The 17,408-nt window shown below is 46.7% G+C and carries 11 protein-coding genes and 1 other annotated feature; of the genes, 6 read left to right on the forward strand and 5 right to left on the reverse strand.

Annotated features, from left to right (window positions below; all coding sequences use genetic code 11):
- Positions 1 to 180: 180 nt before the first annotated feature.
- Entirely contained in the window at positions 181 to 870 is a 690-nt protein-coding gene (locus E4663_RS15125) for an alpha/beta hydrolase (protein WP_135328243.1), read from the forward strand.
- A 60-nt stretch (positions 871 to 930) separates the two neighbouring features.
- Complete coding sequence (locus E4663_RS15130; RefSeq protein ID WP_135328244.1) at positions 931 to 2,292, forward strand: tetratricopeptide repeat protein; 1,362 nt, start codon at positions 931 to 933, stop codon at positions 2,290 to 2,292.
- 36 nt (positions 2,293 to 2,328) lie between these two features.
- Here E4663_RS15130 and E4663_RS15135 read toward each other — a convergent pair whose 3' ends face one another.
- From E4663_RS15135 to E4663_RS15145, 3 genes are all read right to left on the reverse strand, one after another.
- The gene (locus E4663_RS15135) at positions 2,329 to 5,703 is read right to left on the reverse strand and encodes a hypothetical protein (protein ID WP_135328245.1); all 3,375 of its coding nucleotides are present in this window, start codon (positions 5,701 to 5,703) and stop codon (positions 2,329 to 2,331) included.
- A gap of 140 nt (positions 5,704 to 5,843) precedes the next feature.
- The gene (locus E4663_RS15140) at positions 5,844 to 6,314 is read right to left on the reverse strand and encodes a PH domain-containing protein (protein WP_158290515.1); all 471 of its coding nucleotides are present in this window, start codon (positions 6,312 to 6,314) and stop codon (positions 5,844 to 5,846) included.
- A 19-nt stretch (positions 6,315 to 6,333) separates the two neighbouring features.
- On the reverse strand, positions 6,334 to 7,719 hold the full coding sequence (locus tag E4663_RS15145; RefSeq protein WP_135328247.1) for a bifunctional metallophosphatase/5'-nucleotidase: 1,386 nt from the start codon (positions 7,717 to 7,719) through the stop codon (positions 6,334 to 6,336).
- A gap of 203 nt (positions 7,720 to 7,922) precedes the next feature.
- On the opposite strand from E4663_RS15145, the gene E4663_RS15150 reads away from it, so the two are divergent.
- A complete protein-coding gene (locus E4663_RS15150) occupies positions 7,923 to 8,924 on the forward strand; it encodes an aldo/keto reductase (RefSeq protein WP_135328248.1) in 1,002 nt (333 codons plus the stop codon).
- Between the two features lie 258 nt (positions 8,925 to 9,182).
- Here E4663_RS15150 and ileS read toward each other — a convergent pair whose 3' ends face one another.
- A complete protein-coding gene (gene ileS / locus E4663_RS15155) occupies positions 9,183 to 12,272 on the reverse strand; it encodes an isoleucine--tRNA ligase (protein ID WP_079477236.1) in 3,090 nt (1,029 codons plus the stop codon).
- Between the two features lie 65 nt (positions 12,273 to 12,337).
- Positions 12,338 to 12,562, reverse strand: a binding site (T-box leader).
- Positions 12,563 to 12,860: 298 nt separating this feature from the next.
- Here ileS and E4663_RS15160 point away from each other — a divergent pair.
- From E4663_RS15160 to E4663_RS15170, 3 genes are all read left to right on the forward strand, one after another.
- Positions 12,861 to 13,619 (forward strand): class I SAM-dependent methyltransferase, encoded by a 759-nt coding sequence (locus E4663_RS15160; protein ID WP_193554855.1) that lies wholly within the window; start codon positions 12,861 to 12,863, stop codon positions 13,617 to 13,619.
- 62 nt (positions 13,620 to 13,681) lie between these two features.
- A complete protein-coding gene (locus tag E4663_RS15165; protein WP_135328249.1) occupies positions 13,682 to 15,013 on the forward strand; it encodes a cytochrome ubiquinol oxidase subunit I in 1,332 nt (443 codons plus the stop codon).
- Between the two features lie 2 nt (positions 15,014 to 15,015).
- Positions 15,016 to 16,038: a cytochrome d ubiquinol oxidase subunit II gene (locus E4663_RS15170; RefSeq protein WP_079477243.1), complete on the forward strand. Its 1,023-nt coding sequence runs from the start codon at positions 15,016 to 15,018 to the stop codon at positions 16,036 to 16,038.
- A 104-nt stretch (positions 16,039 to 16,142) separates the two neighbouring features.
- Here E4663_RS15170 and E4663_RS15175 read toward each other — a convergent pair whose 3' ends face one another.
- Entirely contained in the window at positions 16,143 to 17,387 is a 1,245-nt protein-coding gene (locus E4663_RS15175; RefSeq protein WP_135328250.1) for an MFS transporter, read from the reverse strand.
- Positions 17,388 to 17,408: the final 21 nt, after the last annotated feature.

Here is a 17,408-nt window from a genome sequence, read left to right on the forward strand (position 1 = left end):
GATATCTTCTTTTTTCGTCGGTACTATTTCTACATCGTCGATTATAAAGCTTTTAGGTAGATATGTGACACATTCTGTCGATAAGTAGAATTTAAACAAACGTTTGATTAAGCCTTTCCATTGAATAAAAGCACTAACTAAGGGTATAGAACAAAGAGGAAATCAAAAGGAGTGAAGTATATGACGACAGCCTGCTTATTCATTCACGGATTTGGAGGTTCTCCTTACGAAACCGAACCCCTTTACACCGTTTTAGAGGAATGTACCGATTGGGAGCTGAGAGCCCCTATCCTTCCAGGCCATGATGAAAACGAATCCCTAGAGAACCGAGAGTATATGGAGTGGGTCTCAAAAGCCGAGAAGGAATTAGAAGACTTGTTGTTCAACTACAATCACGTTTATGTAATCGGATATTCGATGGGCGGCGTCATTGCAGCTTACCTTGCGACAAAGTACAACGTAGAGAAACTAGTTCTCTTAAGTACATCCGCCCACTATATTGACGTTTCCCAGCTTGCAGAAGACATATGGAAAATGGCGAAAGATGCAGCAGACGGAGATCTGTTTGAAAATGATCTATTTCAGCGTTACGCACGCAGGATGGGGACCACTCCGATGAGCGCCTCTATCGAATTCCAAAAGCTTGTCGATGACCTACGCCCCTATTTCAGCAAAGTAGACGTTCCGACCTTAGTGCTGCAGGGTGGACAGGATGGACTACTCCCTCCGAAAAGCGCCGAATATATTTATGACTCGATCCAGTGCGAGGACAAAACGCTTCACTTTCTACCGCAATCCAAGCACATGCTTTGTCATGGTCCAGAACAGAAGGACCTTATTCAAGCATGCCGAAATTTTCTAGAGATCTAACAGGACCACAGCCTTCATCCATGATAGAATGGAAGAAACGCGACCTAGGAGGTTTTTTCCATGTCACTCCCGACTGTAACGCTGAAAAGTAAGCAAAAGGTATGCGATGTTACCGTTCAACGTATAGCTTTCTACCAACAATGCCAAGTGGTAGAAGCCTTAGATGAAGAAAGCAAACACTATTACATGTTCTTTCACAAAGAACACTACTTAAATTATGTATCCGCTTCTAAATTACCCGATCGTTCCTTTGTAAAAAGTGCGTTCAACGAAGGCATCACCTTTCACGGTATTCACCCATTAGTCACCTCTTTACTGACCGCATCCACATACAAGAAAAAAGACTTTAACACCCTCTTCACGAAACTCAAACAACAGTGGGGACACCCTGAAACCGCACAGATCGCCACCTATTTCACACCATTCATCAAGAAGACAAAACTCGCTCATTTCATTCAATCTCTATTCTATGAAGAGAGACGCAGCGGCAAAATGCTATCCTGTTACCGAATCTACTCCGTTTTAGAGGACTTCGCTCCAAATCACCCACTAATCGACGCCTTCTCTGGTGACTTGAAGTTTGTCGAAATCGAAAAACGCTATAAACTTCAAGATGAATCTACCCTTGCGACGGACACCTTATATACCGAAAACGAATGGTATAAAAATAGACTCTCATCCTACGATGACCTACACTCTCTTTACGAAAAACAATCCCGTCTAATTGAACAAAGAGCGTTGTCTATAGACCACGCCGCCCACACACAGACAGAAGAAGATTACCAAACACTGCTGGACTCCAGTCCATCACTGCTCAGCCCACCTTTCTTCACAGATTTATACGCGAGAGAACTCACTCATCATTCGTTTTTGAATGATTACCTTGACTCCTTATTAGCGGAGAATCAGCTGAAAGAGGCTGCCGAGTTGATCAACAAACACAAACTCGCACTCTCCTCCATCCAATCACAAACCTTTATACATCTGGCAGAACGAAACCAAACAGATTCACCCTCGCCTGATTCATGGCGAGAACTGACTCTTTCGAACTTAAAGACAGAGCAATCCACTAAGCTCTTAGAGTTAGCCGTCAGATCCATCCTTCATAATAACGACATTTCGTATGTAAGGGAGTGGCTCCAGCCGTTCGAGGACGTCCCCGAAGCACAAGTCATCGTAGAGAAAGTCATCGAGATGGATACACTGTCCGACGACCCTGGCAAACAGAGACGCCTTGGCGAATTGTACTATGAATTTCAGCAGCCAAACCTTGCGATTGATTGCATGAGTTGGGACATGGAATTAGACTCTGCAAACCCGGAACCAGTCCAATGGCTTGCCAAATTATATAATGAGGTCGGGAACAAAGAGGAACATGATGCTTATCAGCAACTCTATGTTTCGATGATGCAACAAAGATAAAGAAACCAGGCCCTGTAGGGGGCCTGGTTTCTTCTATTAATTCCAGCTTTTAAGATTCAACCATAGTTTTTTCAGCTTACGCTCCACCGGTTTATCTGTGTCCGAACGCTGTTTTTGCCACTCGTTGTAGCTGGCCACTCCAATCAACACTAAACCAGCCACTAGCAAGTACACCCACCATGGCATGTTGCCCCAGTAAGGCCTTGTCTGGTACAAGACATTGAAGATCAAGACACCCATACCGACGAAGAAGTAAGATTTAATTTTCCGCTGAAGTCCTACAATCATCGAAATAAGAGACAAGCCCCCGATTATCCATGCGTCCCAAATGGTATGACTTTGGATGGCATCGACCACAAGATAGGCAGCAAGTAACAAGAGAACTGCAAATTGAATGTGATTCAGGACAGATGCGAAGGACTTCCATATGATCTTCCTTAAGAAGACCAGGATGACGAGCACCGGCAGCGCTTGAAGTTCTGCTTGGATCAAGTCCGGTATATACGTCGCGTACTCTCTTAAGACCATGATATAGGCAACGTATCCACTGAGAGCACTGCCTGTATAGAAGCTTTCCTTCACGTACGGCCGCCTCCACTTCTTCGCACAAACAATCAGCCACACCGCTAACAGGACGAGCGGCAGAACCCTAATCCACACATTTAGATGAACGGCGGTCAACGTATAGAGATACACGATGTAAGCAAGTACCGTCCAAGAGTAGGCATCTACACGATAAGCACTAGTTATCATATAGCGATGGAATAAACGTCCCAGCACTAGAAGAACCGCCGCACAGACAACCACGATACCGATATTAGTCATCTGATTCCATTCCACACTTTCCCACACATCGATCGTCAACAATAATGGAGCAAACGCAACGACCGACCATTTACGCTGGTGAATGAAAAATAGATTCAACCCAACATATCCAAGCACCGGAACCAGCTCTACTTTCGTTAACGCTGCACCCGTCTCGATGACGAAAAATAACCCTAAAATAGAAAATGGAATCAAGTACCACTCGATCCGCTTTTTCCAGGCATTCGTAACGAAGAGCCAAAGGATCGACATAGCTACACTCGTTGCGAGAAAGCTATACGCGAAGCGACTATCTTCAAGCCACTCATAGTAGCGAGCGATAGAAGCAAGGAATAGAAGTCCCGTAGAAAAAGAGAAATAAAGCATCATCTTTTTCTGCCACTCTGCTTCCGACTGCCAAGCACTAAAGCCGTAGACGGCGATCGGAACGAGCCAAAGAACGGGATGTACGTTATCCGAAGCCGTTTGATTCAAGTAAATCAGCCCTAGAACGAGAGGCTGGATACTATGCCCGAGCCAGTAGAAATAAGGTTTCATCCCTAGCCACTTCCGCTTGCCTACTTCCCCCAAGACGAGCAATAGAACCGGAGCAAATGTCGCATAGATTGTAAATCCACTGAATGAAATCTGCTCGAAGAAATCGAGTAGCGAGAAATAGAACGAAAGCGTAACAACGGAAACGAACAACCAAAGTGGCGTCTGCTTCGAATAATGGACGAGCCAATACATCAGCCCCAAACCGATCAGTAACAATAACGGACGTGAGAATGCTCCATCCGGGTTGTTCAATAAGAGCGTACTCATCGCATAAATGTAGGTAGACTGACCGATGTAAAAACTAGCTTTAGATAGCTCCTGCTCCCCTGCTTTTCGCCAAGCCAAGTGAATCAATAGCAACACGATTCCAGTCACTGCGATATGGACAGAAAAACCGATCCACTCCCACCGGTCAGCAAGCGGTTCGTAGACTATCATTGATGCCAAGGAAAGAGCCACTGGATGCAGCCAAGTAGCCGGCTTTACAATCTCTTGCTGCATCGATACTTTCTTTACAACATAAGCAAGGATACTGATGGTAAGAAGCATCATCGCACTATTTACATATTGAAATTCATTCAACGCATAAGTCAGCGTTCCGAGCATAGCGACCATCGACAAGTAGAAAGCGCTGGACTTAACAGGCTGCAGCCATTTTGTTTTAGACAGCAAACCGACAGCTATAAACGACGCTACTGCTCCATAGAAGAAGAACAGGACAAGCGGACCGACCTCGACGAGCTCCCAAAGCTGCCAAAGCGAGACGAAGTAAAAGAGCGTCGTCAGATATGGGAACACTTTTTGCCTGACAATATTCGATAAAACGAGATAGTTGGTCATGATGATCACATAAGCGAACAACAACAGCCAGGAACCTACTTCCCCTCGCAGTAAGATGCTCTCGACACTAATATAAAGAAACGCGCAGAGCGAGACGAAGGCACTCGTATAGCGGAATACTTTTTCCACAAACGAATGATGACGGAATGCATAAGCAAACCCGAGATACAGAAGACCAGCTGACGCATAAACAGCGAAGTCTAACGACCCGAGCGGCGAATGCTCGACAAGTTGATAGATAGCGTAAACGAGAATGACAGAGAACACGAACTGGTACTCTTTCGTTTTGTACACGAAGACCATCGCCATGTACAGGCTCGCTGTTAACAACAAGTTGAAGCTATAGAAGACTTCACTTTCATAGAAGAATAGCATCAACAATGTTGATAGAATGAGATTCAACTGTGCATATAATGGAATTTCTTTCATGAAAAGCTTAAAACGATTTTGATATCGGACATACATTACTAACAGAGCTGCATTGTACAACATCAACCCTAGGTAAAAGGCATCTGTGGATAATGGGAGAGCTCCCAGTGCAAATCCGATAGACAGCGAGGCAAACAAGAGAGATACCCAGACATAAAACCTTGATTGGTGCTTCACAGCATGACGAACATATAACGGAAGCGGAAGAAGTGTCCCCATCAGTCCGAGCACATGTCTTCCTTCCCCGAATAAGGAAAGGTATGAACCGAACAGTTCGAAGTATCCGATCGCTACAATGACAATCGGGATAAGTAGGCTCCCGAGCGTCAGAAATGCGAAGGCCGTCTGATGGATTTTCAAGAATCGTCCTGTCCCGTAACTCAATGCAAGGAAGAACAAGGATACGAAGGAAATCGAGAATACCTTGAGCCCCGCTCCCATCTGCTCCCACTGACTAGTTGCAACGACTAAACCGGTAATCAATAGAAGAGCGACACCTAGAATCAACGTCCATGTAATGTTTCGTTCACGGACCTGCGCTGCTGTTTTCACCTTTTTCTCTTTCTTCGGCTTCGGTTCTTTTTTAGGTTTCTCTTCGACCGATTCTTGCTGGACTGGTTCGGTTTCTACAGGTTCGTGCACCGTCAAACGATCTTCTACATATTGTTTATTTACCCGCCTGAGCCGGTGAAGCTCTTCAGACGTCACGTAACCTGTCCGCCAGAGCGTAAGCAGCTGCTCCTCAAAGACCTCGGACTTTTTCTCTTCAGACAAAGACACTTCTTTCCCCTCCCCGTTAATATTTTAGTGTAATATTACATCTTATGAGATATATTTTCAACCTTTATTTACCACATCGATAAAAAAAGAAACGCCCTTTTTTTAAGGACGCCTTATACGATGCTTTTTTATCGACACTATTATTTGTATGAAATATCGTACATATCTACCTCTGCCTGAGGACACGAACTGGTTAAAATACTCATGAACTCTTCCCGGTTTTCTGGAGATATTTTAAGAGTCTTTTCTTTTCCGTTTTTGTAGAAAAAGATTTCGATGGCATTCCCGGATGTAAGCAGAATATCATCTCCGAAGTAGACGTCTGCTGTCGTCCGGATTCTGTACACCTCATCATAAGGGATCCTTCTTTTGAACAGCCCACCTTGTGCGTAGAGATGATGATCCTGGAACTCATATTTAACATTGAAAATGATAAGAAAACTCGTAAAAAGGAAGTAGAAGTAAACCGCTGACCATACACCTACGAAATATATGTTATGTGTGACATCGTTGATAATGAACGGGAGCAACCAAAAACACGTAATCAATACAAAAGACTTTGCCGTATAGATAGCGAAAAATCGATCTTTTTCACCCGCGAACGTCATCATAGGATCATTCCCCTCTATTTTATTGTAAGACACCTTCTCGAATAACACGGGGCTTCCGTGCAGACTCCACAAATTCTTCACTCTTTGCATAAATCTCGATGACATCCTTGATTTCTTCCGGACGATAAAACTCGTTGCGATTGTTCGCAAGCGATGGATAACCAGAACCGCGGTGCAAGTAGTCCGAACTTCCAACCGTGTACCACTTATCATCTTCCAGCGGATTACCACCGACGGTCACCTGCTGAACCGCTTTTCCATCGTGCACTACTTCTGCTCCTGACAGATGAAGACTCCCCACAAACTTCCCACGGAACCCAGGACCTTTTCCATCGGCTAAGCAAACTTGTGCATCCAGTGATTCTTCAAGGGCTTGCCTGATATCACTCCCTTTGACCTCAAACGTCGTCGGATTGAGTGGAGACGGGCAGACTTCGATTAACTTCTTCCTCGAAACGAAATCGAAAAGCCCTGCATTGGCGATTCCGCTGTTGATCATGGCAAAATCACATTCCAGCATGTCGCGTAATCCGTCAGCAATGAGATTCGTAAGAGGATTCTCTTCTACTACGTCATGCCATAATGGGTGCCCCAAAGAATATAGCGGCTGACTCAGGTTCTCGACAGCGAGCGCTTTGTTTTTCTTCAAAATCTCTAATACTTCTGGATCCGGATCCACGCCTTCCGTAGCTAGAGAGGTAGACTGAACCAGACTCCACCCCTCCTCTGATCTTTCCAACTCAATCACACCTACATGCTCAGCAAAGTTCCCTGCACTGTGGTTGATCGTCCCATGTATCTCCTTCGCTTCTGTATAAAGCTGATGGTCGTGAGCAGAGATAATGACGTCGACCTCGTCGAATGCTTCTGCCATTTCCGCATCTGCTTCGGTCCCGACATGACTCAGCACGATGCAGAGGTCATACTCGCCTTTTCTTAGGTCCAGCACACGACGGAGCGATTCCTTATAATCTTCCACATGAAGATCAAGCCCCTCATTGAACCCACCGAGGTCAGGTGACGAGCCCGTGATCAGGATTCGAATTCCTTTCTTTTCAACGATGATACTCGGATACACACCATCGATTCCCGACTGATCCAACTTGGAAATATTGTTACTGATAAACGGAACACGGCTGGTACGCGACATATGCTCCAACGTGTCCATGCCGTTGAACGTTTCATTGTTTCCGATTGTGAGCGCATCATAGCCTGTATGCTCCAGTAAATCGAGGGCTGCTTCCCCTTTTGTCCCCTGCAATTCGATTGCCCGGCAATCGGCGAAATCTCCCCCTTCGAGGATAAGAGGGTCCTCTTGTTTGTACTGCTTCAAAAGGGTCGTCGCCTTTGCGAAGTTTTCAAAGCGACTGTGAATATCATTCGTATGTAAGATTGTGAGTTTCATAGGCTCCTCCAAAAATGTTTGATTTTTCTAACTATATTATTTCAAAAATGTTCCATAAGCTCAACTGAATTCTCGAAGATAGCTAGATTGATATTTATGATAATCGGCTTTTATATAAAAGTATTTCTGACGATTTTACACATTCAAATGTTTTCCATTCTATAAATGTTGGAATCTTATCAGGGTAAGGAGGAATTCAGTTTATGAAGAAAATAAAACTAGGAAAAAGTGACGTAGAAGCAACACGCATCGCCCTCGGAACCTGGGCCATCGGCGGAACAGGTTGGGGTGGAACAGACGAACAGCAATCGATTGAAACAGTGCAGGAAGCCATTAGAAAAGGCGTAACCACCATCGATACAGCACCAGCCTACGGAAAAGGATTGTCCGAGAAGCTGATCGGGCAGGCCATTTCCGAAATGGACGTGAATCGCGAAGACTTAGTACTAGCAACTAAAGCGGGCATCGATTGGACTGAAGATGGAAACTATCGAGACAGCCGCCCAGAGCACCTCGAGAAAGAATTGGAAGCAAGTCTCGATCGCCTGCAAACTGATTACCTAGATGTCTATCAAATCCACTGGCCGGACACGGATATTTCCATAGAAGAAACAGCGAAGAAAATGAAAGAATTCTATGAGGAGGGACGCATTCGCGCTATCGGTGTCAGTAACTTCAGCCCCGAGCAAATGGATGAATGGCAGAAGTACGCGCCGATTCATACATCACAAATGCACTTGAATATGCTGCAGCGCTACTTGATCGACTGGTTCGAATACTGCCGCAATCATGAGATCGCAACACTATCCTGGGGATCTCTCGCCCACGGCATGCTGACAGGTAAATACGATAAAGACGCATCGTTCCCGGATGATGACTTACGCAGCAACATTGAGTTGTTCCAGGGAGACAAGTATCCTCATTTAATAGACGCTGTTGAAGAACTAAAAGATTTTGCAGCTAAAAAAGACCGCAACATCATCCAGCTCGCCGTACGCTGGCTGCTCGACCACCACACTGGTGCCGACGTCGCGCTTTGGGGTGCTCGCAAGCCTTCTCAGGTCGAGGGTGTGCAAGGTGCCGATGACTTTATGTTGACGGCGGATGATTTGAAGGTGATTGATGAGATTTTGTATAAACATGTGGATGATTTGGATAATGGGACCCTTTCGGAGTATGGACCGCCAGTTCGGTCTGAGGCGTAGATTCTATCTGACATTTTCATCGAGTTGACCCTCTAATATGTAAGAGAAGCTCTTACTGTCTGACGTTTTGAGTCTCTTTGATGGTGAAAAGGGAAGAGAGACAGCTTCTCTCTTCCCTTTTCACATTGATTTTCTAAGTAAATGTCAAAGAAACACTCTATACCTTACATTTCAACAAAGATCTTCGTTCAAAACGTAAGATACAAAACTATATAAAAAAGGCCTGAGCACTCAAGCTCAGGCCTTTTCTTATACTTCTTACTTCTGCAACGCTACCTTCACAACACTATCTCCAACAGTGAACTCCTTCATCTCATCCGCTTCCCCTACAGTCAGGTTGTTCACGAGAACATTTTCACGGATCAGGCTTTCGTTCTGCTGGATCGCTTGCTTCACATCGTCATCACCAGAAAGTGTGATGTCGACGCGGAGGTCGATTGGCAGGTCTTGTTGTTTACGATCGTCTTGGATTGCACGGATCACTTCACGAGCAAGGCCTTCCAGGCGAAGCTCTTCTGTGATGTTTGTATCCAGTACGACGTGGAAGTCTTGGTTGGATCCCATCGATAGTCCGGCATCGGCAACGCGCTCGACGTTCAGTAGGTCAAGCGGTACTTCGACGTCTCCATCGCCAGTTGGTACGACCACTTTTTCGTCTTGTACGACTTGTGCTGCTTCTTCGTCGGACAGCTTTTCAAGGTAACCTTTAACGACACCGACGTTCTTACCAAGAACCGGGCCGGCTGCGCGGAAGTTCAGCTTCACTTCGTAACGGACTAAATCGTCAGAAGACTGTTTTACGACAACTTCTTTGACGTTGATCTCATCACGGATGATCGAGCTGTATTTTTCCATCGCTTCGCCTTGTACTGGGTTGACCGGGATAACTGTCAGCTCAGCGAGTGGCTGCTTCGTCTTGATTTCTTCTGTGTTACGTACGCCACGTGCAAGCTCAACCACTTGCAGGACAGCATCCATATCTTCTTCCAGCTGTTTGTCGACAAGTTGGTCGTCCACTTTCGGGAAGAACGCTAGGTGTACGCTTTCGCCCGTCAAGTTTTGATAGATGTCGTCTGCTAGGAACGGTGTATATGGCGCCATCAGCTGGCTCAAGCCTTTCAGCACTTCGTGTAGCGTGTGGTATGCTGCTTTTTTGGATTCCGTCATGCCCTCTTCCCAGAAACGGTCACGGGAACGGCGGATGTACCAGTTACTTAGCTCATCCACGTACTTCTCAAGTGCTTTTGCAGCTTTTGTGAAGTCGTAGTCGTTCAGCGCTTCTTCTACAACACCCGTTACACTGTTCAAGCGGGAAACAACCCAGCGGTCAAGCAACGTCTTCTCGCCTGCATCGTTCGGGTCGAATTCGTATCCGTCGATGTTTGCGTAAAGCGTATAGAAACCGTGCGTGTTCACAAGTGTGTCGATGACTTTCGACTTCGCTTCGATGACGACGCGCTCGGAGAAACGTTTGTTGTTCCAAGGTGCACTGTCGGCTAGAAGGGCCCAACGGAAGGCATCGGCACCGAACTTGCTGACAAGGTCCGTCGGGTTCAGCGCGTTCCCTTTACTCTTGGACATCTTACGTCCTTCTTCATCCAGGATGTGACCCGTTGAAAGCACGCGTTTATAAGGTGCTTTGCCTGTAAATAGCGTCGATACAGCTAGAAGGCTGTAGAACCATCCACGTGTTTGGTCGATACCTTCACAGATGACGTCAGCCGGGAATTGCTTCTCGAACTGGTCTTTGTTTTCAAATGGATAGTGCTGCTGAGCAAACGGCATCGATCCACTGTCGAACCATACGTCGATTACTTCAGGTACACGTTCCATCGTTCCTTCACACTTCTCACACTTCAGCTGCACGCGGTCCACGTATGGTTTGTGCAGTTCCACATCGCCGATATCGCCGATCGCTTTTTCTTGAAGATCAGCTTGGCTGTGCGGTGCATATTGGTGATCACAGGAATCACAGATCCAGATCGGCAGCGGTGTACCCCAGAAACGGTTACGTCCGATGTTCCAATCGACCATGTTCTCAAGGAAGTTACCGAAACGGCCGTCCTTGATGTGGCCTGGATGCCATTCGACTTGCTGGTTGTTTTCAAGGAATTTGTCCTTCAGCTCCGTCGTCTTAATGAACCAGCTCTCGATTGCGTAATACAAGAGTGGGGAGTCACAACGCCAGCAGTGTGGGTAGCTGTGCTCGTATTTTTCTTTATGGAAAAGTAGCCCTTCGTTCGCCAGGTACTTCACGATGTCGACGTCACAGTCTTTGACGAAGCGACCTGCGAATGGAGGGATATCCTCTGTATATTGACCTTGACCGTCTACTACGTTGAAGAAGGACAGGTTGTGTTCTTTTACAAGGTTGTAGTCATCTTCACCGTAAGCAGGTGCGATGTGTACAACACCAGTACCGCTCTCAGCGTTTACGAAGTCCGCTTCAACAACGAAGTGACCGCGCTCCGGCTTCACGTATGGGAATGGTGCAACGTACTCAACATTAGCGAACTCGCTACCTTTGTGACGGGAGACGACTTCGTACTCTTCGCCAAGGTTCTTCTCAGCTAGAGCTTCTGCCACGATGTACACTTCGCCGTCTTTCTTCGCCTTGATGTAATCAAGATCAGAGTGAACAGCTAGAGTGACATTCGCTGGAAGTGTCCAAGGAGTTGTCGTCCAGCCTAGGAAGAATTCATTTTCTGTACCTTTCACTTTGAACTTCGCTGTTGCTGAAAGGTCTTTAACATCTTCATACCCTTGCGCTACTTCGTGTGAGCTTAGTGTAGTCTGACAGCTCGGGCAGTAAGGCGTTACACGGTGACCTTTAGAAAGCAGGTTACGCTTGTGAAGGTCACTCAGGATGTACCAAACGCTCTCGATATAGCGGTTTTGCAGCGTGACATAAGGATCGTCCATGTCGAGCCAGTACCCGATCGATTCCGTAAATTCACGCCATTCTTTTTCATAGTTGAAGACACTTTCTTTACACTTCTCGATAAACTTCTCGACACCGTACTCTTCGATTTGCTGCTTACCGGAAATGCCAAGCTGCTTCTCGACTTCAAGTTCTACCGGCAGGCCGTGTGTATCCCAGCCACCTTTACGTAGGACTTGATAGCCTTGCATCGTTTTATAACGACCAACGAAGTCCTTGATGACGCGGCCTAGTACGTGACCTGCGTGCGGAAGGCCGTTCGCTGTCGGCGGTCCTTCATAAAATACAAATGTTTCGGCGCCCTCGCGCTCGTTCATCGAGCGACGGAAGACATTCTCTGCGTTCCAGTAATCTTTGACGCGATTTTCGCGGTCTAAAGCCGCTTCTTTCGTGTTAACACTGCGCATTGCTTCCACCTCTTACCCTTTTTTATTTATCTAACCAAAAACAAAAAATCCGCCCCTGAACATGTGTCAGGGACGGATTCTACTTCCGCGGTACCACCCAGATTCCGTGCAGATGCACGGCTCTTTGTAAAAACGGATAACGGCCGCTTGCCGGTTCTTCCTACTCGGATGCCTTTCGGAGGAACTTCTCGGAGATGATCTTCAGCCAAACCACTGCCGTCACCTTTCAGCAAACTGGTGACTCTCTGAGGACAGGACGGATCGCCTACTCTTCTCGTCAACGAAACTATACGTAGTTTCTTCATATATTATAACGAAACGTTCGGGTTGTCAAAAACTTGTTATCATCTTAGCCAGGAATTGACTGTTCTATACTTCATGATAGAAGGCTTGCTTGATTTTGTGCGCGACTTCCGCAATTTGCGCGCGACTTCCGCGGTTTGCGCGCGACTTCCACGATTTGCGCGCGACTTCCGCGTTTTGTGCGCGACTCCCGCGTTTTGCGCGCGACTCCCGTGACGACTTCCCCATCACGCGAGAATTCGACACCTCCACTCCGGTATAATGGAAGAAAAAGGAGAGATCATCATGTCGGAAGACCAGAAAAACCAGGTACGCCAAACCTTCTCAAAAAACAGCAACGCGTACGTAACAAGTACAACGCACAGCAAAAAATCCGACCTTGAACAAATCACAGCATGGCTGCAGCCAGACAATTCCTGGACAGTGCTTGATATTGCGACGGGTGGAGGGCATGTGGCGAAAGAGCTGAGCCGCTCTGCCGGGACAGTGTTTGCGACGGACCTAACGATAGAAATGCTTCAAAATACAGCCACGCACCTCAAAGGTCTCAACAACATTCATTACGTAGTAGCGGATGCTGAGGAACTTCCTTTTCTCGGTGGATCATTTGATGCAGTGACTTGCCGGATTGCGCCACACCACTTCCCGAATCCGAAGCAATTTATTAAAGAAGTGAGTCGCGTGCTGAAACCATCCGGCAAATTCTTGATGATCGATAACGTTGCTCCTGCCGAGGATGAGCTCGACCATTTTTATAACACCTTTGAGAAAATGCGGGATGCGAGTCATGGTCGTGCTCTCAAGATCACGGAGTGGAAGAACCTTTTAGAAGAGCATCGCCTAACCATCACCAAAGAAACCTCACGAAAGAAAACACTCCCTTTTCACGATTGGCTCACCCGAACTACAGATGACCAACAAACCCAACAGCAAGTGCGCGACTTTTTCCACCAGGCAAGTAAGAAAGAGAAGCAGTACTTCTCTATAGACGATAAACTGGAGTCCTTCACCATTGATGAGTGGATGGTACTCGCCCAAAAATAAGTGCATAAATCCTCCTTCTCTTGGAAAAATAAGCTAAGCATACCAAGAGAGGAGTACATACTATGGATGTTGTCGTGATGGCGAGGGCGCTCTTCGGCTCATCGCTCGGTTTTCACATTATCTACGCAACGATCGGCGTCGGGCTCCCGGTCATGATCATCATTGCCGAGATTCTCTACTTAATTAAAAAAGATTCCGATTACGCTCTGATGGCACGCCGCTGGACGAAAGGGTTCGCCATCATCTTGGCGGTTTCCATCGCTTCTGGAACCATTGTCGGGGTTATGATTTCGCTCTTGTTCCCGAGCTTCATGGAAATCGTCGGACAGGTCATCGCCCTTCCTTTCCAAATGGAGATTTTTGCGTTTCTGATTGAAGCAGTGTTTATGTCTATTTATTTGTATGCAGCGGACCGCCTCCCTCCGAAGCTAAGACTAGTGAGTATTTTCGCTGTGGCGCTCGGAGCGATTGCATCCGCTATTTTAATTACGGATGTGCATGCTTGGATGAACACACCGAGTGGGTTCCGCATCACTCCGGATGGTAGCATCACCGATGTCGATACGTGGGCTGCGTTCTTCAACCCTAGCTTCATCACATCTGCATTGCACGTCGTGTTTTCAGCTTTTATGACGGTTGCATTTATTATTGGTTCAATTGCTGCGCTCCGCCTTTTGAAGAAAAACATTTCAAAAGAAGAGAGAAACTATCATAAGAAAGCTCTTACTATTGCGCTTTACTTCGGGTTGATTACGTCCTTAGCGACAGCGATCAATGGGCACGAAACGGCTCAGAAGCTGCATGAATACAATCCTCGGAAACTAGCAGCAGCGGAAGGGTTGTTCGAAACGACCCGCTATGCACCGTTGTCTATCGGAGGGTATGCATCATTGGAGGATCAGCGCGTGAAGTATGCGATTGAAATCCCTTATGCGTTAAGTTTCCTTGCCGCTGACCGCTTTGATACAGAAGTCAAAGGCTTGAACGAATGGCCGGAGGAATTATGGCCGCCTCTTTATGTGCACATTCTCTTCAACATCATGGTCGGTGTCGGCTCTGTCCTGATTGTGATCGCGATGTTCGCCCTGTTCTGGAAACTCGTTTTGAAAAAGGAGTACCCACCTTGGCTGCTTGCCCTGCTTGTTACAGGAGGACCACTCGGAATGATTGGCATTGAGGCAGGCTGGTGTTTCAGTTGTATCGGTCGTCAACCGTGGACGATTACAGATGTACTGAGGACAGGTGAAGCAGCCACGCATTCAAACAGCGTCGGGTTCTTGTTTGTCCTGTTCATCACACTTTACGTCACGTTGATTTTTGCGACTGCGTTCATTCTGAAATTCTACTTCAAACGGAATCCAGTCAGCCTGGACTTAGCGAAAGGAGAGAGCTGATCATGGAAGCATCTTCAATCGCCATTACCATTCTGTGGAGCATTCTGTTCGTCTACGCGATGCTCGGATCACTCGATTTCGGAGCGGGGTTCTGGGGAATGGTGTACGGGAAAAACAGCCAGACAAACGCTTCGATCATCGCCAACCGGTTCCTGTCTCCTGCCTGGGAAGTGACGAACGTATTCATGGTTATCCTTGTTGTATCGGTCATCACCTTTTTCCCGTTCGCAACGACCTTACTTGCGAGTATCCTATTAGTTCCCGTTGCCTTGGGACTGTTTTTGCTCACCGTAAGGACTACCTTCATGGTATTCGAACACCATGCCGACCGCTTTCGAAATGTATTATTAGTGACGTCGGGAGTGACCGGGCTACTCCTGCCCGCATTGCTCGTCAGTATTCTGCCGATCACCTTAGGCGGGTTCGTCGACTTTGAAAATGAATACCCACGCCTTGAATACAATGAGCTGTTGGCGCACCCGACGTTATATATGCACGTTGCTTTTGGATTGACGACTGAACTATTCATATCCGCTATCTTTTTGATGGACTATGCAAAGGAAGCAGATAACTGGGCAGCGTACCATACGTTCCGTAAACACGCGATTTGGCTTGGGCCAGTGTCCGTCATCATAGCTGTGTTGACGATCGGAACGTTCCCAACCGAAGCGCAATGGATCGTCGAGAATATTGAAGCGAACTGGATTTGGTTCGGTCTATCCATCATCGCCTTTTTAATTGGATACGGAGCTCTATTCATCAAAAGGGAGAATGAGCAACGCGGGATTTCCAGACTGGCTGTGGTCGCGATCATCGTTCAGTACGGCCTTGCTATTTATGCCTATGGATCCGCACACCTGCCATACCTCGTGTTTCCGGATTTGACGGTAGAGGAAAGCTTCACGAATGCGAACTTCTCGCTGATTCTAGTCGTGTACGCGATTGGGTTCGGAATCCTGATTCCGGGCTTCATTCTGTTCTGGAAATTGTTCTTGAAGGATCGTCGATATTTGAAGCAGGATTGAGAAAAAAGGAGAGGTGTCCCCTCTCCTTTTTTCATTGGGAAATCGGCCGATTTTCCACACCGTGGAGATCCACTCTTTGGAACAAAACCGCTCTAAAAACTATTTTAATCCGCCCTTCTCAATATCGGGAAGGAGAAATAAAGAATGATGACGCTCGCCATCAACGGGATAGCACTGACCACCATAATGACGTCGATTGATACACCGAGTCCCAATATGAAAGACGTCACCGCATACGAAAGTGGAATCAATCCGAGCGAACCTGTTCGAATCAGACTCATCACCCTCCCCACTTTATCAGAATCCGCATAAGCTTGAATCATCGAAATTAGTGGAATATTTACCGCTGGAATCAGCATACCTACGAATACGATAATGGCAACAGCCATCCAAATCGTCTGCGACTGACTGAATACAAGCATACCAATCGCCTGAAGCCCGATTAAATACAAAGCATAAGATCCTCTTTTTTTCTTCAAATTGATGATGCCGATAATAATCGAACCCGCAATCATACCGAACGTGAGCCCACCTTGTACAAAACTGAACTCGATGGAAGTACCATTCAAGATCCCCTCAACAAAAATCGGGAGCCCCATCATGAGTGGACCAGAAATGAAAAAGTTTACGATGATAGTGACGATGAACAATGCTCTAAGTAAAGGAGCTTTCCAAGTGTACTGGAATCCTTCCTTCAGCTGTTCTTTAAAGGCTGCACTCGACTCTCTTTGTGCATCATGCTGTTCTCTTGTTTTCACAAAAAGTACGCCGATTCCCGCTATACACAGACACAAACTAATAATGATAAAGAGAGTGCTGTAGCTGGTCACACTGATTAGTACTCCCGCTAACAACGGTCCTGAAAACACCGCAACCTGGATAGCCCCTTGGATCGTAGAATTCGCCCGCGTCAGCTGTTCCGTTTGCACGACCTTCGGCAAAAGGGAATCCCTTGCCGGCTCGAACAGTCCACCAAACATCCCGTATAAAGCTGCATTGACTGCTAGAACCCAGATCGGAACGTCCATCATGAAAAATAAAAACGCAAGCCCGATCGCCAGTACCCCTCTCGATACATCTGACAAGAACATCATCTTCGTCGGATTCTTCCTATCAGCGAACACGCCTCCAAGGATCATAGACACCATCCGTGATGTCGTCAGGCAAATCAACACAATACCAAGCGCAGCCTCAAGCCCCAGTCCTTCTACGACATACCAGGATTGGATAAACATGAACATCGACATACTCAAGCTGGATACAACGGTCGCCACCCACAGTAAAAGAAACGACTTCGATTTAAACAACGACTCTTCAACAACTGCTTCTTCTTGATATGATTGCTCCATTTGGTAGGCCTCCTTAACTTT

The sequence above is a fragment of the Halobacillus salinus genome, from assembly GCF_004684905.1.
GTDB lineage: Bacteria > Bacillota > Bacilli > Bacillales > Halobacillaceae > Halobacillus > Halobacillus salinus.